Source organism: Halobaculum limi (genome assembly GCF_029490015.1).
Taxonomy (GTDB): Archaea; Halobacteriota; Halobacteria; order Halobacteriales; family Haloferacaceae; genus Halobaculum; species Halobaculum limi.
In genome coordinates this window covers 1,985,634-2,006,433 of sequence record NZ_CP120468.1, presented here as the reverse complement: position 1 = coordinate 2,006,433, position 20,800 = coordinate 1,985,634, and the positions used below count along the sequence as shown (strand labels likewise).

Below are 20,800 nucleotides of genomic sequence, written 5' to 3'. Positions count from 1 at the left end.
CCGCCGGTGGGAGTGCATCTATGCTCGAGGGACTGTTCGTCGACCTCGTCGGTGAGAACCCGGTCGTGCAGGCGTTCGTCGGCGGCGTCGTCATCGCGGGCCTGAACATGGTCGGCGCGCTGTCGGTCCTCGTGTATCGCGACCCGAGCGAACGCGCACTCGACACGGCGCTCGGGTTCGCCGCCGGCGTGATGCTCGCGGCGTCGTTCACGTCCCTCATCGTCCCCGGAATCGACCTCACCGAGGTCGTCGTGCCGGGCGTTCCCGCCACCGGCCTGCTCTCGCCGGTGCCCGTCCTCACCGGTATTCTCCTCGGCGCGGCGTTCCTCGACCAGGCAGACCACTGGGTGCCGCACGTCCACGTTCTCATCACTGGGCGACAGCGGGACGACCAGACTGTGACCGACGCTAAGGTGGCCTCAGTCATCCTGTTCATCGTCGCCATCACCATCCACAATATGCCCGAGGGTCTCGCCGTCGGCGTCGGCTTCGGGTCCGGCAACGTCGCGAACGGCATCGCGTTGATGCTCGCCATCGGCATCCAGAACATCCCCGAAGGACTGGCAGTGTCTATCGCCGCGATCAACGCGGGGTTCCAGCGACGGACGTACGCCGTCCTCACCGGAATTCGGTCGGGACTCGTCGAGATTCCACTGACCGTCCTCGGCGCGGTCGCCGTCGTCCTCGTCGAACCAGCGCTCCCGTACGCGATGGGCTTCGCCGCCGGCGCGATGCTGTTCGTCATCTCCGACGAGATTCTCCCCGAGACCCACTCACGCGGGCACGAACGCGAGGCGACGCTCGGGACGATGGTCGGCGTCGTGATTATGCTGTATCTGGACGTGGCGCTGGCGGCCTGAGCGACGGCCGCCGGCACATCACACCCAGTCTCGCCTCGTTACTCCGCGGCCGCCGTCTCCGCCATCGCGCCCGCGAGCACCCGCGTCGCCGCCGCGCAGTCGTCCCAGTCGGTCCACTCGCGCGGGTTGTGGCTGATGCCGTTCTTCGAGGGTGCAAACAGGAGGCTCGCGTCGGTCACGTCCGCGACGTGCATCGTGTCGTGAGCGGCGCCGGAGTGCAGGTCCATCGTGTCGAGACCGGCGGCCTCGCCCGCGCGGTGGGCCGCCTCGCGCAGTCGCTCGGCCATCGGCGTCGGGTGGAGGTCGAACGGCCGCTCGAACGTCGTCTCGACGCCCCGCTCCGATTCGAGGCGGTCGAGTGTGTCGCTGACGGCGCCCACGATAGTCTCCATCGACTCGTACTCCACGTCGCGAACGTCGATACCGGCCTCGACGCGACCGGGGACGACGTTCGTCGCGTTCGGCGAGACGTCCAGCGATCCGACGGTCCCCACCGCCGAGTCGCTACTCGTGTCGACGACATCGTTCGCGGCCGTTTCGACGTCTAAGACGAGTTCTGCGGCGGCCGCGAGCGCGTCCGTCCGGTCGTGCATATGGGTCGCACCCGCGTGGTTCGCTTCGCCCAGTATCTCCACGTCGCAGTGGGTGATGCCCGTGATGGTCGTGACGACGCCGACCGGAACCCCGGCTTCCTCCAGCGTCGTGTCCTGTTCGATGTGGAGTTCGTACCAAGCATCCCACTGGCTCGCGTCGAGTCGACCCTCGCCCGCGAACCCCGTCGCTTCCAGCGCCTCCGCGAGCGTCGTCCCCTCGTCGTCGGTCAACGCGAGTGCTTCCTCGACGGAACGCTGGCCGACGGCGACAGACGACCCGAGCAGGCCGTCCGCGAACCGCTGGCCCTCCTCCTCGGTGAACGAGACGACGGTGATCGGACGGTCCGGCGTCACGCCTGCGTCCTGCATGGTACGGACGGCCTCAAGCGCGGCGTACACCCCGAGTGGACCGTCGAAGATGCCGCCCTCGGGAACCGAGTCGAGGTGGCTCCCGGCGGCGACGGGCGCGGCGTTGGCGTCGACACCGTCGGGTGCCCAGGTTCCGGCGACGTTGCCGACGGCGTCGACGGTCACGTCGAGGTCGGCGGCTTCCATTCGGTCGACGAGGTACTCGCGGGCGCGGCGGTTCGCGTCGGTGCCGACGAGGACGGTTCGCCCGCGGCCCTCTGTGGCGTCGATGTCGCCGAAGGCCGCGGTGGCGTCGATGTCGTCGTGAAGGCGGTCGGTGTCGACGGTGAGCGTCATACTCGGCGAGTGGGACCGCCAGGTGTTGGCTCTTTCCGAAGCGGCGGTGTGCGTCGCGCAAGCAGGTCACAGGGTGCGTCTCCGTCGCACGCTTCGACAAGACTTATTCGCGCCCCACGGCACCGAACGCGTATGAGCGATATCGTCGTCACCCTGCCGGACGGCTCGGAGTTGTCCGTCCCCGAGGGTGCATCTGTCGAGGACGTGGCGTACGAGATCGGACCCGGCCTCGGTTCCGACACCGTCGCCGGCGTCGTCGACGGCGAACTCGTCGACAAGGCCGCGCCCGTCCACGACGGCGCACGCATCGAGATCGTCACCGACCAGTCCGAAGAGTACCTGCAGGTGCTTCGCCACTCTGCGGCGCACGTGTTCGCACAGGCGCTCCAGCGGGAGTTCCCCGACGCGAAACTCGCCATCGGCCCGCCCACGGAGGAGGGCTTCTACTACGACATCTCGGGCGTCGACATCGACGAAGACGACTTCCCAGCCATCGAGGCCGAGATGCGCGACATCGTCGAGTCGGACTACGACATCCACCGCGTCGAACTCTCCCGCGAGGAGGCGCTCTCGGCGTACGAGGACAACGAGTACAAGACGGAGATTCTCAATGAGGAGGCCGCCGGCGAGGACCCCGTCTCCGTGTACGAACAGGACGACTGGCGCGACCTGTGTAAAGGGCCGCACGTCGAATCGACGGGCGATGTCGGCGCCGTGAAGCTCCTGAGCATCTCCTCCGCCTACTGGCGCGGCGACGAGGAGAACGACCAGTTGACCCGCGTGTACGGGACGGCCTTCGAGTCCGAGTCGGAGTTAGAAGAGTTCCTGAATATGCGCGAACAGGCCAAAGAGCGCGACCACCGGAAGATCGCACGCGAGATGGACCTGTTCTCTATCCCGACGGTCACGGGACCGGGCCTCCCGCTGTATCACCCCGCGGGCAAGACCATCCTCTCGGAGTTGGAGGAGTACGTCAACGACCTCAACGCCGAGGCGGGCTACGGCGAAGTGGAGACGCCGCACGTGTTCCGGACGGAGTTGTGGGAGCAGTCCGGTCACTACCAAAACTACCAGGACGATATGTTCCTGTTCGACGTGAACGACGAGGAGTACGGTCTGAAGCCGATGAACTGCCCGGGCCACGCGACCATCTTCGACCAGGGCTCGTGGTCGTACCGCGACCTGCCCGTCCGCTACGCCGAACACGGGAAGGTGTACCGCAAAGAACAGCGCGGTGAACTGTCGGGCCTCTCGCGGACGTGGGCGTTCACCATCGACGACGGCCACCTGTTCGTCCGGCCCGACCAGATCGAAGCCGAGGTGCGACAGGTGATGGATGGCATCGAACAGGTGCTGGAGACGTTCGACCTCGACGTGTCGGTCGACCTGGCGACGCGCCCCGAGAAGTCCGTCGGGAGCGACGAGGTGTGGGAGCAAGCCGAGAGCCAACTGGAGTCCGTGCTGGAGTCGTCCTCGCTGGAGTGGGGGATCGAACCCGGCGACGGCGCCTTCTACGGCCCGAAGATCGACTTCTCGTTCGAGGACGCCCTTGGCCGGTCGTGGGACGGCCCGACGGTCCAACTGGACTTCAATATGCCCGAGCGGTTCGACCTCACCTACACGGGCGAGGACAACGAGGAACACCGCCCGGTGATGATCCACCGCGCGCTGTACGGGAGCTACGAGCGGTTCTTTATGGTGCTCATCGAGCACTTCGCCGGCCGCTTCCCGTTCTGGCTTGCGCCCGAACAGGTGCGCATCCTCCCCATCTCCGACGACAACCTCGGCTACGCCCACCGCGTCAAGAACGAACTCTCCGAGTTCCGCGTCGAGGTCGAAGACCGCGACATGACTGTCGGACGGAAGATTCGCGCCGGCCACGACGACCGCGTGCCGTACATGGTCGTCGTCGGCGGCGACGAGGAGGAGGCGGGGACCATCTCCGTGCGCGACCGCTTCGAGAACGAGCGAAACGACGTGGACGTGGAGACGTTCCGCGACCACCTCCGCGGCGAGGTCCAGCAGAAGACGGTGAAGCCGGACTTCGTCACCGACCACGACGAGTAGTTCGTCCTCGGGGTTTCACACCCACAACACACCGGTTTTCATCTGTTCCAGTCTCGGCAGCCGTTGGAACGTGTCCCGATGACGATCCACGATAACGTTTAACACAATAGACGCCGAACGGTCTGTCAATGGTTGGACGGTCATTCGTCTGCCGAAAGTGTGAACAGAGCGTCAGCGTCCTCTCGTACCGGGCGACGTGCCCGGAGTGCGCGGGACCGCTCGAACAGGTCACACACACGGGAACGTAGACTCCGTGGTGCAGGCTGACGAGACAGGTCCGTCCGCAATTCGGATACTGGCAGTGACCACCGACGACGTCGTCGCGGCCCTCGAAGCCGCCGACCGCGGACGCCGAGCGGCCGTCCTCCGCATCACGCCACCATTCGCGGGCCGGATGCGTGCGCGACTACACGTCGAAGGCAGCGAGGGTTCGTACGACGAGACCGAACCGATCCACATCCAGCCGCGGGCGTTCCTCCCCGAGGAGTTCCCACGATTCCCAGGAACCGGTGCGGACACCTGGCGCTCGTTGGCGCGTGACTCGCTCCAAGAACAGATCGAAATCGAGAGTTGCGACGGACCGCTGACGGTCCGGGTTCGATACCTCGGATAGCGCCTTACAGGCGCTGCAGGTTCTTCGCTCGGGGACCTTTCTCAGCCTCCTCGATGTCGAATTCGACTTCCTGCCCTTCTTCGAGGTCTGGACCGCCGACGTCTTCCATATGGAAGAACACGTCTTCGTCCGCGTCCTCACTCTCGATGAATCCGTAACCGCCAGTGTCGTTGAAGAATGCGACCTTCCCTTTCGCCATTCGCGTATACCTCAACCGACTGTTATGCAATTCCGGCATATATATCTGTGGGTGAGGCTGACACGGTATGTCACGCTATCGACGCAGTACGGCGAGGACGATAAGCAGTCATCGCCCTACCGTCAGGCGATTCGACTGCTAGCCGGGACCGAATCACCCGCGTTTAGCCGACCTGTCGACGGCGATACGAGAGAACCGAGGGGTGCGCCGGAGTCGTAACGCTGATATCATAGAACTCGTATAGGTTCGTTTGCCTACGGACGGCCGTCCCGTCGTGTGCCTCTCTCATCCCCCCCAGGTACGACGTGGCCCCCGTGGGCATTTTCCTACATCGCCACCGCAGGCGCCACGTCGCCGTCTTCCGGCCGTTACGACTCCCCGTCAGTCGCGTCGTCGAGGAGGCGTGCCTTACTCCCGTAGCGGACGACGCCCTCCTGTTCGTACACGCGCCTGAACGTCGCACGCACGGCATCGCCCGCCGTCACCGCGTCGGGCGCGGCGTCACACACCTGCATCGGGACGCTCACCGACGCACCAGCACGCTCGAACGAGACGATAGCGACCGCGTAGTCGCCGCCGCGTTCGGCCTGCCGAGCGAACTCCGGCGGTGCACCACCCGGTGAGACGCCGGTGACCGTCTCGACGGTTCCGGTCTGCGGAAGTCGAACCGACTCGTACTCGACGAGGTCGTGACAGTTCGGACACGCACCCTCGGGCGGGAACGCGAGCGCCTCGCACTCGGGACACTGACCGGCGAGCAAACGGTATCGCGCGGCCGTTGCCCGCCGCCACGTCGGCACCGACACCGCCGCGCCGCCGCCCGCGGGCGGGTCGTCGCTCGTGACCTCGCCACGCAGTCTGAGCGCCTCTGTGTACGTCACTTCGCGGTCGCCGCCGAGGTCTCCCGCGACCGGCGCGAGGCCGTCGACGAGGAGAGCGTCTGCGCCCGCGCCACTCCCCCACCCGACGACGAGCGTTCGCGTCGCGCCCCCGCGCAGCGCCTCAGCCAGTCCGAGCAGCGGACCCGCCGCTCCCGTGTCTCCGAGTGTCCGAACGGGCGTCTGCACGGCGTCGAGGCCGAGGGCCGAGGCGGCGCGCCGCGGACGGTCGCCGTCGGGTGCGGTGACGGCCAGAGTCGCTCCGTCGAACGCTGGGACGGTCGCGTCGGCGTCCAAACCGGCGACGGCCGCCTCGATGGGGCGGGTGAACGCCGAACGGTCGTAGGTCGTCACCCCGAGCCCTTCGACGGCCTCGCTGTCGGGCCGTCGGAAGCGCGTCCCCGGGTAGTCGGCCGCAGCCTCCGCGTCGCCGTGCAGGCCCGCACCCGTGCCGTGGTCGCCCGTGAGGACGACGGCCGCCGCACCTGCGCCGGCAGCGTGCCCTTCGACGGTGGTCGGGTCGCCTCGTGGGGCGTCGGCGGCGACAACGAGTGCGGGGAACGCTCCGGCGTCGCGTGCGGCCCGCAGCGCCCGCGTGGCTGCTCGCGTGCTTCGCCCGGCGTACCGGGTGGTCGCGTCGGCGGGAACCCCTAGCGCCGCACCCAGCCGCGGTGTGAGGTCCTCTTCTGCCAACGGCGGCGTCGTCGTCGCGAATGCGAGTCCCGACAGGTCGGCGGCGTTGACACCGGCGGCGTCGAGCGCGCGCCGCCCCGCGGCGACGCCCATCGTGAGCGTGTCTTCGTCGGGCGCTGGGATCGCGACCGAGTCGACACCTCGCGCCTTCGAGCGTCCCCACGCCTCCGCGACGGCCTCGCTAGAGAGCCGTGCGGTCGGCGCGTAGGTGCCGACGCCGACGATTCGCGCGTCCGCCTCGGGTCGCTCCTGTGCGGGGCCAGAGCCCGGTTCCGGTGCGCTCACGCGCCGGTCACCCCCTCAGCTTCGAGAACGTGAACGACGGCTGCGCCGCCGGAGCCACCGACGTTGTGCGTCAGGCCGCGTTCCGGGTCGTCGAGTTGTCGGTCGCCCGCGCCGCCGGTCAGTTGGTCGAACGCCTCCACCGCCTGTCCAGCCCCGGTCGCACCGATGGGGTGGCCCTTCGACTTCAGGCCGCCGGAGGTGTTCACCGGCAACGCGCCGTCGGCGGCGGTGACGCCGTCGGCGACGAGGTCGGCCGCCTCACCGCGGTCGCAGAACCCGAGGTCCTCGTAGGCGAGCAACTCTGCGATGGCGAAGCAGTCGTGCACCTCCGCGAAGTCCAACTCCCGGCGCGGGTCGTCGACGCCGGCCATCTCGTAGGCACCCTCGCCGGCGTCGACGCTGGCGGGGACGCTCGTGTAGGTGTCACGCTGGAACAGGCCGACGCGGTCGGACGCCGCACCGACGCCCGCCACACGGACGCGGTCGGCGAAGGAGGCCGCCACCTCCTCGCTGGCGACGAAGACGGCGGCCGCGCCGTCGGTCGTCGGACAGCAGTGAAACAGGGTGAGCGGGTCGGCGACGACGCTCGCGGCCTCGGCGTCCTCGACGGAGCACTCGAAGCCGAGATGTGCCTTCGGGTTGCGTGCGCCGTTGGCGTGGTTCTTGGCCGCGACCTCGGATAAAGCGCGACGTGGGGCATCGTACTCGCGGAGGTATGCGTCGGCCATCTGTGCGTACACGCCCGAGAACGTCGTGCCGGCCATGCGCTCCCACTCCGTCTCCCCCGAGACGCCAAGCCAGTACTTCGTCGCCTCCGTCGAGGTGTCGGTCATCACCTCGACGCCGCCGGCGAGGACGAGGTCTGCCATCCCCGACTCGACAGCCATCACCGCCTGTCGAAGCGCGTATCCCGAGGCGGCGCAGGCGTTCTCGACGCGGGTGCAAGGGACGCCGTGGAGGCCGACGAACTCGGTGACTGCGGGGCCAGCGAGGCCGATCTGTCGCCCGCCGACGCCGAGGGTTCCGACGTACGCCTCGTCGACGTCGGCGGCGTCGATGTCGTCGGGCGCGGCCGCCTCGTACGCCTCCTGAAACAGCGTTCGATACGTCTCCTCGGGGAACGACCCGAACGACGACTGGCCCGCCCCCACGATGTACGCGTCCGTCATAGCCGAGAAGGGCCACGCTGTGGTGGTAAGTGTTGCCGGTCGGCGTGTCGAACCTGAGACGCACTCGGGACGAATTTTGGACTGAGTTCGGAAAATCTCCTTTATCCGGGGTGTCAGAGGTACGCGTGTGGAATGCACACCCCGGTCCACGAGGCACAGATGACTGGCGATATCTCGCCTGCATCGGGTGACCGTAACGTACATATTCCCCATCGGAATCAGTACCGAACGGTTTATCATACTCAAGTTGTGTCGAATGGCCGTCTCGAAAACGCGCTATTCCAGCGAATTTGCTGCCGTATCCGGTGTGCGAGGGCCATTCACGCCTGCGAAACACTTAATACGTGGTTCCACGTAACGACTGGTAAGGACGACAGCCACTGGCGGCCCATTTTACCCTCCGCTTCGCCGTCGATCCGGGAGCACCCATGAGCGAGTCAGAACACACCATCAGCAGCTACACCGAGCGAGAGAAGAAGGCGAAAGAACGACCCGGCGAGAAACTCGAAGAGAGCGAGTCGGTCCGCCTGTGTCCCGAGTGCGGCGGGAACGTCCGCGTCGACGAGGAACACGGCGAGACCGTCTGTGCCGACTGCGGCCTCGTCCTCGAGGAAGACGCCATCGACCGCGGCCCCGAGTGGCGGTCGTTCAACCGCGACGGCGAGAGCAAGTCGCGCGTCGGCGCGCCGACGACGAAGATGATGCACGACAAGGGCCTGTCGACGAACATCGGCTGGCAGAACAAAGACGCCTACGGGAAGACACTCTCGGCGGAGCGTCGCCAGCAGATGCAGCGCCTCCGGACGTGGCACGAGCGGTTCCGGACGCGTGACTCCAAGGAGCGCAACCTCAAGCAGGCGCTCGGCGAGATCGACCGGATGGCCTCGGCGCTGGGCCTGCCCGAGACGGTTCGCGAGACTGCGTCGGTCATCTACCGCCGCGCCCTCTCGGAGAACCTCCTCCCCGGCCGCTCCATCGAGGGCGTCGCCTCTGCGAGCCTGTACGCCGCCGCGCGACAGGCGAACACGCCGCGCAGTCTCGACGAGTTGACCGCGGTCGCACGCGTCGACCGCATGGAACTCACTCGGACGTACCGCTACATCGTCCGCGAACTGAAATTGGAGGTCGCGCCCGCAGACCCCGCGCAGTACCTCGCGCGGTTCGCCTCGCAACTCGACCTCTCCGACGAGGGCGAGTGGCGGGCGCGTGAACTCCTGAAGACGGCCCAAGAGACGGGCGTCACCAGCGGGAAGTCGCCAGTCGGTCTCGCCGCCGCGGCCGTCTACGCCGCCGCCCTCCTCACCAACGAGGCACTGACGCAGAGCCAAGTGAGCGACGTCGCGGGCGTCAGCGAAGTGACGATCCGCAACCGCTACAAAGAGTTGCTGGACGCCGCCGAAGTCGTGGGCGACGCGCCGAACCCCGGCGACCGCGCACAGGCCTAAGGCGACGCTCGCTCCCGTGACGGTGACGCGCTCTTGACTGCGCCCGTCCGACGGTCCGATTTTTCCAATGCGTAGTTCGCCCGAGCGGTCGCACCGGGGAGACCGAACTCCCCGACGCTCGGGCGGCGAATCCCCACGGTCCCCGGAAACCCCCGCAAGGCTTTATGGTCAGCGGAGCGACGAGTCGGCGTATGGTCGAGGCCTTCGTTCGACTGATGTGTCCTGAGTGTGGGAAAGACTGGGAAGAGGGGCCGCACGACCTGCCTGACCACCGGCAGAACTTCTCGTGTCCGTCGTGTCACGCCACCCGTCGCCTCGCCGAGTTTATGCGGACGGAACGGGACCTGGACACCCTCAAACAGTTCGAGTGACGCTCACTCGCCGAGACTGGTGATCGCACCGCAGGCGTCGCACTTCAACACGTCTGCGCCGCCCTGTTCGACGATACGCGTGTCGGGCAGGCCGCACTCCGAGCAGATGACGTAGCCGTCGGTGTACGCCTCGACGGCGTTCGCAACGCGTCGCTGTTTGAAGTCACCGGTGAGACGCGCCCGCCCCGACTCGTCGATGCGGGCGGCCGTCCCCAACTCGTCTTGCAGGAACTTCAACAGCGCCGACTCCTCGCGGTTGAGGCGGTCGACCAACTCCTGAAAGTTCTCGACGACGGTTACGTTGCCCTCCGGGCGCACCTCGGGGTCGGGCACCTCGAAGCGAGAGCCTCGCTCCTCGATGTCCGGCGTCTCGTCGATGGCGCGGTCGAGCATATCGTCGTACTCCATACGCGAGCATACGTGGCCGATTGGACAAAAACGTTCACGCCCCAATACGTGTACTCTTGTGAACACGCGACACACGCTCAGGCGCGGCGCGCGACGCGTCTCGACGTACCTGAAATCGTCGTTTCGGGGCCGTTTAGATGGAAGGAAAACAGGATTCGTGTCAACCGTCTCATCTGATTGCATCTTCCTATCTAAATCCGTCGGCCGGCGTGCTAACGAGACTCAAGATAAGTCTTTAACCCTCGGGTTTCAAGCCGGATTCGTCCATGAAGAAGCAGGAGCTCATTCACCTGCACGGCCTTCTTAGCGAGGTACGCAGCGAGTATGACGAGTGGGGAACAGACCTCGATCTGACCGAGTACAAGGAACTGGGCGTCAAACCGACGTCGATCCACCGATCCAAGACTGACCACAAGGCGGCCGTTTTCAAACTGGCATCTGGTATCACCTCCTCCGTCGAAGAGACGGAAGAAGAACAGACCGAGCCGGTTCCCGCCACCGCAGACTAACACAGTCTCGTACACCCTCCCGAAGCAATCACCCTAGAGCGGCGGCTCCGTTCGTCAGAGGCAGAGAGAACCCGTCAGCGTCTGCCGCGTCAGATTAGCGCTCGTCGTCGACCATCTCTTCGAACTCTGGGAGGAGGTCCTCGCCGTCTGTCCCGTCGCTTCGATCTGTGTCGGTAGTTGCTTCGCCGCCGTCGGCCACGTCGTCGCCCTCGACGATCTCTTCGACGCGAAGCACTTTCAGCGGGATGTTCTGGAGGCGTTGCCCGATTTCTTTGCGAGCGATGCGGGAGGCGTGTTCGTCACGCTCGACGTTGAACACGGTCATCTCCAGTTCGAGTGCCACGAGTGCCTCGTCGGCAGCGACGAACGCGGGGATCAACTGCTCGCCGTCCGGGGACGTGCGCTCACCCATCGATATCTCGACGTAGTTGAGGTCGGGATTGAGCATCTCGCCGGTTTTCGAGATGGCGATCCGGACCGCTTCGTCGGCCGTCTCCACGTCGTACACCGGCACCGCGGCCTCGACGACGACCCTACAGTCCATACGAACACGTAGCATTGCTGAAGGTATGAAACTTCGGCCGCTCGCGTCAGCGCCGCGATATTGAAGAGGTCACTGGCCTCGTCACGCTCGGTACGGTCGCCGGTATCGCCGACTACTCACCGCCGGCGCGGAGGTAGTAGAACACGTACGTCTGCGCGTAGCCAGCGTACTGACCGCCGAATCGCTCTCGGATCGCTCGGCTCGTCTCGGCGTAGTTGCCCACGTCACACTCGGGGTAGTAGTCTGCAATCGCAGTCTGGATCCACGTATCCAGCGGAACCGCTTCCAGAAAGTCCAGCGAGAACAACAGGACGCAGTCGGCCACCTTGTCGCCGACGCCGACGAACCGGGTGAGGTACTCGCGGGCGTCCTCGTAGGCCATCCCGCGAGCCGCGCTCGGGTCTGCTTCGCCGTCCGCGACCATCTCGGCGGTTCGCTGGACGTACGGTGCTCGATACCCCAACGAGAGGTCTCGCAGTTCCGCCTCGGTTCGGGCGGCTAGTTGTTCGGGCGTCGGGAACGCGTGGACCGTCCGACCGTCGAAGGTGACGGCGTCGCCGAACGTCTCGGCCATAGCCATCTGCATCCCGTGGATCCGACTGACGCGCATCTGTGCCGAGCAGATGAACGAGACGAGACACGGGAACGGCGGGTCGCGAACGAGGCGCATCCCGCGGTACTCCTCGTAGGCGCGGTCGAGCAACGGGAGGTCTGGCGTCGCGTCGAGGATGGCGTCGAGGTCGTCGTCGAGACGCAGGAGGTGCGTGAGGATGGGGACGGCGTCGGTCGTCGACTCCCACTCCAGTCGGTCGTCGGTCTGCCGAACGCGGACGACCGCGCGGTCGTCGCTGACGCCGTCGATCGGTGGCACGACCGTCTCGTACCAGTGGTCGCCGCCGTGGGCGGACATCGACTCGTACATGTTGCCGTCGGCGCGGTCCCAGAGATACGTCTGGCCGCTCTCGACGGTCGCCTGCAGGTCGAACGGTCCGACCGACTCCAGCGGGATCGCCCCGGATTCCATTATCGGTTCACTCGGACCCGACGGGGTTGCGGGTTACGGTTCCGCCGCGCGACCCGAGTCGGCGTCATCGTGGTCGGTGTCCTCGCGGTCGGCGTCGGACGTATCGCCGTCGGCTTCTTCCTCGACCTCCAACGGTGTGAGCGTCGCGCCGACGGACGCGCGGTAGTCGCGGAGGACGACGTACAGCCCCGCACCGAGGAGTTCCCACGCCACCAGCGCCGGAACGTGCCCGCCCAATGGGTCCGACACCAACTGGAACTCGAACACCGACAGTGAGACACGATGCAGCGTCAGGCCGAGCGTCGTCGCGGGGTCGCTCGTCAGCGCCATCCCGAACATCGTCGCCGCGACCCCGACTGCGGCGTAGCGCGTGAGCCTTCCTCCGACAGACGTCGGACGGATCGAACCCGCTCGCCAGAGGTCGGGCCGACGAGACGGCATCGCGACTACCGTCACCGCGACGGCGAGATACGAGAGTGCGAGACCGGGCACGGCGACGTACAGCGCGGGTGCGACGAGGTCGGCGACCGCCAGCGCCGCCGCCACGAGGTAGACGACGACCAGCGACCGCGTCGGCTGTCCCGCCGGGTCGTCGGCCAGCGGCGGGTACAGTTCCGCGAGACCGGCGAGCGTTCGCGAGGCGGGGACGCCGACGGCGACGATTGCTGCGAGCCCGGCGACGACCGAGACGGCGACCGTCAGCGTCAGCGGATCGATCGGGAGGTACGCGCCGATAGCGTCCGCTGCGGGGATGTCCGCGAGGTTCAGCCGAACCCAGTCGACGACGCCGAGGGCGACGAGTGAGGTGAGCGTGAGGAGGCCGGCGACGACGACGGCGGCGACGACCGGCGCAGCGGTCTCGCTTCCCTCCTCACCCTCGGCGGCGTACGCCGCCGCCTCGACGCCGACGAGTGCGAACAGTGCGGCTCCGACGCCCCCGACGAGACTCCGAACGGGTGCGTCCTGCAGCCCGGACGTCGGATACAGTGGGTCGAAGTTACCGGCGACGAACTCGCCGACGCCGGGGAAGAAGGCGACGCCGAGCAGGCCCGCGAGCACCGCGACGACGGTCCACGACAGCGCGGCCGCCCACCCCATCGCGACGCGGCGGCCAGCGAGGTGGACCGCGAGTGCGACGAGACAGACGCCGACGGCGACCGCATTCTCCAACAGTGGAGTCGCCGACGAGACGCCAAGAATCGCCGCGAGGCCGGTGGGCGCGTCGAGGGCCCCACTCACGTACGCGCCGGTACTACGCGGGAGCGGCGCGAACCGACCGAACCACTCTGCGAACAGCGCGAGTAGGGCGACGTACGCCGCCAACGCTGGCCACGCCGCCAGCGCACCGGCGCGCCGTGACCCCCACACCCGGGTGACGGCCCCGTACACCGGGCCGCGGTCGGCAAACGGGCCGCCGACGACGACGGCGAACGCGACGGCGAGACAGGTGATGCCGCCGCCGGCGAGCAGATACGCCAGCGGTGCTTGCGGCCCGGTTCCCGCCGCGACGCCCGCGGGAACGTACAACAGGCCACCGCCGATAGCCGCGGCGAGACCGACTCCCGCCGGGAGCGCCGTCCGCCGGGCGACACCTGCGGCGGCGGCGAGTCGACCCGTGTCCATACTGTGCGTGTGTCACGTGGTAGCAAAAGTCCGCGGGCGGTCGTGCGTCGGGGTCGTGGCCGGCAGTCGGTGGGTGTCGGCGAGCGCTGGGTCAGCGGTTGCGACTGACGGGGAACGCGACCCGGTCGGGTTCGTCGTTGAACGCCTCCAAGATGCGTTCGTACAGGTGGTTCCGAACGCGCGTCGCCCGCCGGTGGTGAACGAGATACCGCAGGCGGAGTTCGACCCACGACTCCTGTTGGACGACGTTGACTGACGGTCGCTCGGCCACCTCCAGTTCGACCGCGGTCTCAGCGAGACGGTCACGATACCGATCGACTGCGGTGGCCATCTCGTCGCCGAGATAGTCGTCGGCCACGCCGATCATCTGCTCGCGAGCGAAGACCAGGTCCGTCTCGTAGGCCACCTGTATCGTCAGTTCGTTCCATACGTACGGGAACTCCTCGCCGGCGAAGTTGACCACCTCCGAGGAGAGCACCTGACTGTTGGGGACGGTGACGGTTCGCCCGGAGGGTTGATTCGACGAGACGAGTGGGCCGTTTATCTCCCACAGCGTCGTCACGAGGAAGTCCACCTCGATCACGTCGCCGTTCACCTCGCCGAGTTGGACACGGTCGCCGACGGTGTAGGGTCGTTTCACCAGCAGGTAGAACCACCCGACCAGCGACAGCAGGGGTTGCTGGAGCGCGAAGGTGATCGCGAACCCGACGACGCCCAGTGAGACGAGGAGGCCGACCCAGCGGTCGGTGAAAACCCCGAGGACGCCGACGACTGCGAGTGCGCCGAACGTCAGCCGCAACACGTTTCGAAGGTCGTGAGCACGTCGTTTCGTCGCCCGGCGCGTCGCGAAACTGTACACGACGAAGTACGCGCCGTTGGCCGCGAGGACGACCGCGACCGCGAGCAGCGTCGTCGCCGCGGCCGCGTCGGGCGGGGTCGATCCGAGCGCCGGCACCTCGATGTCTGCGAGCGGGGTCGTCGTCCGAACGACCGCCGCGGCGATGGCGGTGACGACCGCTGCGACCAGCGAGGCGTAGCCGAGAGGACGTCGCACGACTGCCCCTGTCCGTCGGGGGCCAAAACCGTTGGTATCGGTCATCCTCCCCGCTCACGGCGTGTGCCGCGAGCCCAACCCTCATACCACTGTGCCCCAACCCGGCGTACATGTCAGGCGAGGACGCCGCCGTGCGTATCGGCGACGACGACAGCCCGTTCGACGAACGGGAGGGAGACGCGGCCGAGTACGCGCTGTACGACCGCGAGAAACCGGCGCTGTCGGGCGTCGAGCGCGACCTGTACGACGCCGTCTCCGCCGAGGAACCGTGGTCGCTGGTCGATCGATTCGCCGACATCGAACGCGTCTCGGGAAGCGCAGGCGAACGGGAGGCCGCGCGGGAACTCACCGCGCGACTCGACCGCCTCGGAGTGTCGTACGACCGACACGACTCCGAACTGTACCTCTCGATCCCGGAGTCAGCGTCGCTCACGCTCGACGGCGAGTCGAAGGCGGGCGTCAAGACGGTCGCATTCGGCGGTGGCGAGGCCAGCGGCGACGTCGTCGCCGTCGACGACCCGCCCGAGGCTGGCGGTGGCGACATCGAGGCGTTGCTGTCGGCGGACCTCCACGACCTCGGCGACGTCGAGGGGAAGGTCGCCGTCCTCGGCGGCATCCTCCCCATCGAGGCCATCGAGGAGGTACAGGCGGCGGGCGCTGCCGCCGTCGTCGTCCACCACCCCCACCCGAAGGAACCACACGAGGGCATCGCGACCCCGGTGTGGGGCGGCGCCCCGACACCGAGTTCGCCGGTCGACGCGCCGGACATCCCCATCGTGACCGTGGCAGACCCAGTTGGCCGAGAACTCCGTGCGAACGAGGGGGCGACCGTGTCGGTGTCGGCGGAGACGACGACCGGGTGGATGGAGTGCCCACTCGTCGAGGCGCACATCCCCGGCGAGGGCGACCCCGCGGACGACGACTTCGTCCTCCTGCACGGTCACTACGACTCCTGGCACGTCGGCGTCGCAGACAACGCCACTGGCGACGGGGCGCTGTTGGAACTGGCCCGCGTGTTCGACGACCACTGTGAAGACCTCAAGCGTGACCTCCGAGTGTGCTGGTGGCCGGGCCACTCGACGGGCCGGTACGCGGGGTCGACGTGGTACGCCGACGAACACGCGCTCGACATCCGCGAACGCTGTGTCGCGGAGGTGAACGTCGACTCGCCGGGCGCCGCCGACGCCACCGAGTTCGAGGATATGCTGGCGTGGATGGGCGAGGCCGACGCCGTCTGCCGACAGGCCATCGCAGACGTCTGTGGGAAGGCATCGACCGAGGTGCGACCGCCGCGTGCGGGCGACTACTCGTTCTCGAATCTCGGCGTCACGGGGGCGTTCATGCTCTCCTCGAACATCCCCCGCGCGGTACGGGACGAACGCGGTTACCACGCTGTCGGCGGGTGTGGCGGCAACGCCGACGCCTGGCACGTCACGACCGACACGCTCGACAAGGCCGACCCCGAGGTGCTCGTGCGCGACATCCGGGTGTACGCCATCGCTGTCGCGCGACTGCTCCGCGAGACGCCGGTGCCGCTCGACTTCCGACACACGGTCGCGTCCCACCGCGAGACACTCGCAGCGTACGACGACGCCAGCGAGTTCGACCTCTCGAAGGTCCGAGACGCCGCCGCCGACCTCGCTGAGGCGCTCGACGACTTCTACGCCGCCGTCAACTCCGGCCGAATCGCAGACAGTGAGGCGACCGACCGGCTGAAACGCCTGTCGCGGGAACTCGTCGCGGTCAACTACACCACGGAGGGCACCTTCGAGCAGGACCCCGCCTACGACCGCCCGCCGTACCCCGGACTCGCGCCGGTCGACGCCCTCTCGGACCTGGACGATGACGAGGCGAAGTTCCTGAAGACCGAACTGCGACGCGAGCGGACCCGGGCGGTCGACCACCTCCGCCGGGCGCGTCGGATCGCTCGCGAACCGCTGGCAGGTGAGCGCTGATGCCGACGGCCGACCTCAACGGCGCGACCATTTACTACGAAACCCGGGGCGACCCCGACGACCCGGCGATCCTCGCACTCCACGGTGGCCCCGGAATTGGCGACGGGCGCAAGCCGCTGTCGGCGTTCGAGTCGCTCGCGGACGACTACTACCTCGTCGTCCCCGACCACCGCGGGTGTGGTCGCTCGGAACTCGCTCCGCCGTACACGAACGAACAGTTCGCCGACGACGTGGAGGCACTTCGCCAGCGTCTCGACCTGGGAGCGGTCGTCTTGATCGGTGGCTCCTACGGCGGATTCATCACCCAAGAGTACGCGACCCGTCACGGCGACCATCTCCACGCGTTCGTCCTTCGCGACACCGCGGCGACGCCGGAGTACGACCGGAAGGCACGAAACATCGCCCGCGAGCGACTCCCCGAGGTGAGAACACGCGGGATGGACGTTCCCCACATCACGGAGGCGGAACTGGACCGCGTGATGGACGGGACCGTCGAGTCCGACGAGCAGTTTGCCCGCCTGTTCCACGGAATGCTCCCGTTGTACGCGCCGTCGCTCGACGAGTTCGACGCCGAGGCCACACGCGAGAGTATCGAGTCGCTCCAGTTCCACGCAGAGACGCACAACCACGTGTTCAGCGAGGTATTCCCCGCAATGGACTACACCGACGACCTGCCCGACGTGGGCGTGCCAGCGCTCGTTACAGTCGGTCGCCACGACTGGATCACGCCGCCTGAAGCAAGCGAGGAGATTGCAGAACTCCTCCCGAACGCGGAACTGCGCATCTACGAGGAGAGCGGTCACAACCCCCACCTCGACCAGTCGGAGGAGTGGCTAGCAGAGGCCCGAGCGTTCCTCGACGAGGTAGGCCTCTGAGCAACGAGCGGACCGGCGGAGTCAACCGGGGAACGTAACGTTGAATCGCGCGGCTCCGAACGGCGACCTATGAGCAGCGACGCCGGCGTCGACCACGCCGCCCGCGCCCGCGAGGAGTTGGGGTTCTCGCGCTGGTGGCAGGTCATCGCCGCCGCGGTGATGATGGCGCTCGTCAGCCCGTACCAGTACGTCTACTCGTCGATCCAGTCGCCCGTCGCCGGCGGTCTCGGCGTCTCTCCCGAGGCCATCGGTCTCGTCTTCACCCTGTTCGTCATCTTCCAGGCGGGGTCACAGACGCCGGTCGGCTGGCTTCGCGACCGCCACGGTCCTCGCGAACTGACCCTCGTCGCGGGCGTCCTCGCGGGCGGCGGCTACCTCGGCCTCGCGTTCGCGACCGAGGTGTGGCACGTGTACGTGCTGTACTCGCTGGGTGCGATCGGCGTCGGCATCGTCTACACCGTCGCCGTCAACACGGCGCTGAAGTGGTTCCCCGACCGCCGCGGCCTCACCACCGGCTTCGGGACGATGGCGTTCGCCGGCGGGTCGGCGCTGGTCGTCCCGTACGTCCGGGCGAACGCCACGGTCTCGGGGTATCCGACCGTGCTTCAGAACCTCGGCATCGTCATCGGGGTCGGCATCCTCGTGGGTGCGCTCGTCCTCCGTGACCCGCCGAGCGGGTGGCTCGACGACGCAGCCGCGACCGACGGCGGCGACGACGACGAACCGGAGACTGCGCAGGGCAAGCAGTTCACCTGGCGCGAGATGCTGGGGACGTGGCAGTTTTGGCTGATGTACGCGATGTTCGTCGGCGTCTCTGCGGCGGGCCTGATGTTGACCGCACAGATCGTGTCGTTCGCGGACGCCCTCGACCTCACGGCTGTCACCGTGACTGCGTCGGCGACGCTGTTGCCCATTGCGGGCGGCATCGGACGACTCGTCATCGGCGACCTCTCCGACCGCGTTGACCGCGAGCGAGCGATGGCGGCGTCGTTCCTGCTGTGTGGTCTCGGCGTCCTCGGCGTCGTCTACTTCGCCCAGCAGGGGTCGTCGCTCCTGTTCCTCGCGGCGGTCGTCGTCGCGACGTTCTTCTGGTCCCCGCAGTACACGCTGTTCCCGAGCGTCGTCGGCGACTACTACGGACACGAGCACTCCTCGGCGAACTACGCGCTCTTGTACTCGGGGAAGATGTGGGGCGGCGTCTTCGGCGGCGCTGTCGTGGGATGGCTCGTCGGCGTCACCTCTTGGCCGACCGCGTTCGTGGTCGGTGGTGTGCTCGCACTCGGGTCGGGTGCGGCCGCACTCGTGTTGTCCTCGCCACGCTAACTGACGGCCGTGCGAGCACGGCAACGTTCGAAAATGTGTCACTATCCCAGATAGTCAGTGGCTTCCGATGGACGGAACAGCGGTTATCTCCGATGAGCGGCCGTGAGAGACGCTGTGGTACAGAGTTCCCCCTTATAAGTTATGGATAGGATTTTCATTTCTTCTCCATTACCTCCCGAACAGGTACGGGAAACAATTATATGATCCCTATCCATAGTATGCATTGTCTATGACTGGATATCACGACTACGTGCTCGGCCTCATTCCCATCGCACTCCTCGGAATTACGCTGCTGATGGAATCGGTAGGCTGGTCGTTGCGCGTGGCCGTGCCCGTCGGCGGACTCGTCGCCGCGGGACTGGTCGGGCACGCGATGTTCGTGCGCGGCCCGGTGACCAGTCGCCCGGTTCGGGACGCCCCCGCGACGCACGTCGGCCCGGATGCTGGCACTGCTCCCGCACAGAACGCCGACTAAATCGCCTCGCTGCCACCCCTTTTCAGCCCTCACACACGACAGGTCTGCCCACGCTTTTCACCCTCGCCACCGAACGCGGAGGTATGACTGAGACGCTGTTTCTCACGAGCGACGAAGTCGCCGGACTCGCGGACCCGGCGGAGTACGTCGACGCCGTGCGCGACGCCTACCGACAGATCGGTGAGGGGGGATCGGCGGAGCCACGAACGAAACTGGTGAACGAAGAGCCACCGGGCTTTCTGACCACGTACGCCGCCGTCCTCCCAGAGACGGGCGCGATGGGTGGATACACCTACTCCGCGGGGTTCGGCGAACTCGACGCGTGGTTCATGACGCCGCTGTTCGACGCGAAGTCGGGCGAACCGTTGGCGTTGCTCGACGGCGCGTCGATGAACCCGTACAAGACGGGTGCAGCGGGTGCGGTCGGTGTCGACGCCCTCGCACGCGAGGACGCCAGTTCCGTCGCACTCATCGGGTCGGGCGCACAGGCACGCGGCCAACTCCGTGCGACGGCGACCGTCCGCGACCTGGAGACGGTGTGGGTGTACTCCCCGACGAAGGAGAGTCGTGAGGCGTTCGCGGGCGACATGAACAAGGAGTTAGACGCGTCGGTGGCGGCCGTCGCCAGCGCCGCCGCCGCAGTCGAGGACGCCGACATCGTCATCACTGCGACGAACGCGAGCGACCCCGTCTTCGACGGCGACGATCTGGAACCGGGCGCACACGTCACCGCGATGGGGCAGTACGACCCGCGCAAGCGCGAACTCGACCACAGGACCATCGAGCGGTCGACGTACGTCCCGGACCTCCGAGCGCGAGCGACGCGTGACGCCGGATCGTTCCTCTCGGCACTCGAGGCGGGCGTCGTCGACGAGAGTCACATCCACGCCGAGTTGGGCGAGGTCGTCGCCGGCGTCGAACCCGGTCGTGAGGACGACGACGAAATCACCGTCTTCGACTCCGGCGGCACCGGCATCGAGACCGTCGCCGCCGCGTACCTGCTGTACGAGAAGGCACTCGACCGCGACCTCGGCCAGTACATCGACTTCGCGCCCGCGAGCGAGGCGCTCACCGGCGAGTGACGAACTCCGACAGTAGACACGCCGATTTTCTCCGCGTCAGTGGTGTCTTC

General features: G+C 67.3%; 20 protein-coding genes. 11 read left to right on the top strand and 9 right to left on the bottom strand.

Annotation, left to right across the window (positions count from 1 at the left end):
• Positions 1 to 20: 20 nt before the first annotated feature.
• Complete coding sequence (locus tag P0D77_RS10040) at positions 21 to 860, top strand: ZIP family metal transporter (protein WP_277552937.1); 840 nt, start codon at positions 21 to 23, stop codon at positions 858 to 860.
• Between the two features lie 38 nt (positions 861 to 898).
• On the opposite strand, the gene P0D77_RS10035 is transcribed toward P0D77_RS10040, so the two are convergent.
• Positions 899 to 2,158, bottom strand: coding sequence for a M20 family metallo-hydrolase (locus P0D77_RS10035; protein WP_277552936.1), 1,260 nt, complete (start codon positions 2,156 to 2,158; stop codon positions 899 to 901).
• A gap of 132 nt (positions 2,159 to 2,290) precedes the next feature.
• On the opposite strand from P0D77_RS10035, the gene thrS reads away from it, so the two are divergent.
• Together thrS and P0D77_RS10025 are read left to right on the top strand one after the other, a co-directional pair.
• The gene (gene thrS, locus P0D77_RS10030; RefSeq protein WP_277552935.1) at positions 2,291 to 4,225 is read left to right on the top strand and encodes a threonine--tRNA ligase; all 1,935 of its coding nucleotides are present in this window, start codon (positions 2,291 to 2,293) and stop codon (positions 4,223 to 4,225) included.
• 196 nt (positions 4,226 to 4,421) lie between these two features.
• Positions 4,422 to 4,838: a DUF8009 family protein gene (locus P0D77_RS10025; RefSeq protein ID WP_490396529.1), complete on the top strand. Its 417-nt coding sequence runs from the start codon at positions 4,422 to 4,424 to the stop codon at positions 4,836 to 4,838.
• Positions 4,839 to 4,842: 4 nt separating this feature from the next.
• Here the strand turns inward: P0D77_RS10025 and P0D77_RS10020 are convergent, their stop codons facing one another.
• The 3 genes from P0D77_RS10020 to P0D77_RS10010 form a co-directional block, all read right to left on the bottom strand.
• A complete protein-coding gene (locus P0D77_RS10020) occupies positions 4,843 to 5,037 on the bottom strand; it encodes a cold-shock protein (protein WP_277552933.1) in 195 nt (64 codons plus the stop codon).
• Between the two features lie 368 nt (positions 5,038 to 5,405).
• Entirely contained in the window at positions 5,406 to 6,893 is a 1,488-nt protein-coding gene (locus tag P0D77_RS10015; RefSeq protein WP_277552932.1) for a zinc ribbon domain-containing protein, read from the bottom strand.
• A complete protein-coding gene (locus P0D77_RS10010; protein ID WP_277552931.1) occupies positions 6,890 to 8,062 on the bottom strand; it encodes a thiolase C-terminal domain-containing protein in 1,173 nt (390 codons plus the stop codon). The genes P0D77_RS10015 and P0D77_RS10010 overlap by 4 nt, the downstream gene beginning before the upstream one ends.
• A gap of 428 nt (positions 8,063 to 8,490) precedes the next feature.
• Between P0D77_RS10010 and P0D77_RS10005 the strand changes: the two genes are divergently transcribed.
• Positions 8,491 to 9,507: a transcription initiation factor IIB gene (locus tag P0D77_RS10005; RefSeq protein WP_277552930.1), complete on the top strand. Its 1,017-nt coding sequence runs from the start codon at positions 8,491 to 8,493 to the stop codon at positions 9,505 to 9,507.
• 191 nt (positions 9,508 to 9,698) lie between these two features.
• Positions 9,699 to 9,878 carry a DUF7836 family putative zinc-binding protein gene (locus tag P0D77_RS10000; protein ID WP_277552929.1) on the top strand — a complete coding sequence of 60 codons (180 nt, stop codon included), beginning with the start codon at positions 9,699 to 9,701 and terminating at the stop codon, positions 9,876 to 9,878.
• 3 nt (positions 9,879 to 9,881) lie between these two features.
• On the opposite strand, the gene P0D77_RS09995 is transcribed toward P0D77_RS10000, so the two are convergent.
• Positions 9,882 to 10,286, bottom strand: coding sequence for a translation initiation factor IF-2 subunit beta (locus P0D77_RS09995; RefSeq protein ID WP_277552928.1), 405 nt, complete (start codon positions 10,284 to 10,286; stop codon positions 9,882 to 9,884).
• A 266-nt stretch (positions 10,287 to 10,552) separates the two neighbouring features.
• Between P0D77_RS09995 and P0D77_RS09990 the strand changes: the two genes are divergently transcribed.
• Positions 10,553 to 10,795 carry a UPF0058 family protein gene (locus P0D77_RS09990; protein ID WP_277552927.1) on the top strand — a complete coding sequence of 81 codons (243 nt, stop codon included), beginning with the start codon at positions 10,553 to 10,555 and terminating at the stop codon, positions 10,793 to 10,795.
• Positions 10,796 to 10,889: 94 nt separating this feature from the next.
• Here P0D77_RS09990 and P0D77_RS09985 read toward each other — a convergent pair whose 3' ends face one another.
• The 4 genes from P0D77_RS09985 to P0D77_RS09970 form a co-directional block, all read right to left on the bottom strand.
• A complete protein-coding gene (locus P0D77_RS09985; RefSeq protein WP_277552926.1) occupies positions 10,890 to 11,339 on the bottom strand; it encodes a DUF555 domain-containing protein in 450 nt (149 codons plus the stop codon).
• A 112-nt stretch (positions 11,340 to 11,451) separates the two neighbouring features.
• Positions 11,452 to 12,363, bottom strand: coding sequence for a DNA-3-methyladenine glycosylase family protein (locus tag P0D77_RS09980; RefSeq protein WP_277552925.1), 912 nt, complete (start codon positions 12,361 to 12,363; stop codon positions 11,452 to 11,454).
• A gap of 33 nt (positions 12,364 to 12,396) precedes the next feature.
• Complete coding sequence (locus P0D77_RS09975) at positions 12,397 to 13,986, bottom strand: hypothetical protein (RefSeq protein WP_277552924.1); 1,590 nt, start codon at positions 13,984 to 13,986, stop codon at positions 12,397 to 12,399.
• Between the two features lie 91 nt (positions 13,987 to 14,077).
• The gene (locus P0D77_RS09970; RefSeq protein WP_277552923.1) at positions 14,078 to 15,040 is read right to left on the bottom strand and encodes a mechanosensitive ion channel family protein; all 963 of its coding nucleotides are present in this window, start codon (positions 15,038 to 15,040) and stop codon (positions 14,078 to 14,080) included.
• A 110-nt stretch (positions 15,041 to 15,150) separates the two neighbouring features.
• On the opposite strand from P0D77_RS09970, the gene P0D77_RS09965 reads away from it, so the two are divergent.
• The 5 genes from P0D77_RS09965 (at position 15,151) to P0D77_RS09945 (ending at position 20,750) form a co-directional block, all read left to right on the top strand.
• Positions 15,151 to 16,995 carry a M28 family metallopeptidase gene (locus tag P0D77_RS09965; RefSeq protein ID WP_277552922.1) on the top strand — a complete coding sequence of 615 codons (1,845 nt, stop codon included), beginning with the start codon at positions 15,151 to 15,153 and terminating at the stop codon, positions 16,993 to 16,995.
• On the top strand, positions 16,995 to 17,870 hold the full coding sequence (locus P0D77_RS09960) for an alpha/beta fold hydrolase (RefSeq protein WP_277552921.1): 876 nt from the start codon (positions 16,995 to 16,997) through the stop codon (positions 17,868 to 17,870). Before P0D77_RS09965 ends, P0D77_RS09960 begins: the two co-directional genes overlap by 1 nt.
• Before the next feature lie 69 nt (positions 17,871 to 17,939).
• Positions 17,940 to 19,193, top strand: coding sequence for an OFA family MFS transporter (locus tag P0D77_RS09955; RefSeq protein ID WP_277552920.1), 1,254 nt, complete (start codon positions 17,940 to 17,942; stop codon positions 19,191 to 19,193).
• 229 nt (positions 19,194 to 19,422) lie between these two features.
• Positions 19,423 to 19,668: a DUF8015 family protein gene (locus P0D77_RS09950; protein ID WP_277552919.1), complete on the top strand. Its 246-nt coding sequence runs from the start codon at positions 19,423 to 19,425 to the stop codon at positions 19,666 to 19,668.
• 83 nt (positions 19,669 to 19,751) lie between these two features.
• Positions 19,752 to 20,750 (top strand): ornithine cyclodeaminase family protein, encoded by a 999-nt coding sequence (locus tag P0D77_RS09945; protein WP_277552918.1) that lies wholly within the window; start codon positions 19,752 to 19,754, stop codon positions 20,748 to 20,750.
• The last annotated feature ends 50 nt before the right edge of the window (positions 20,751 to 20,800 follow it).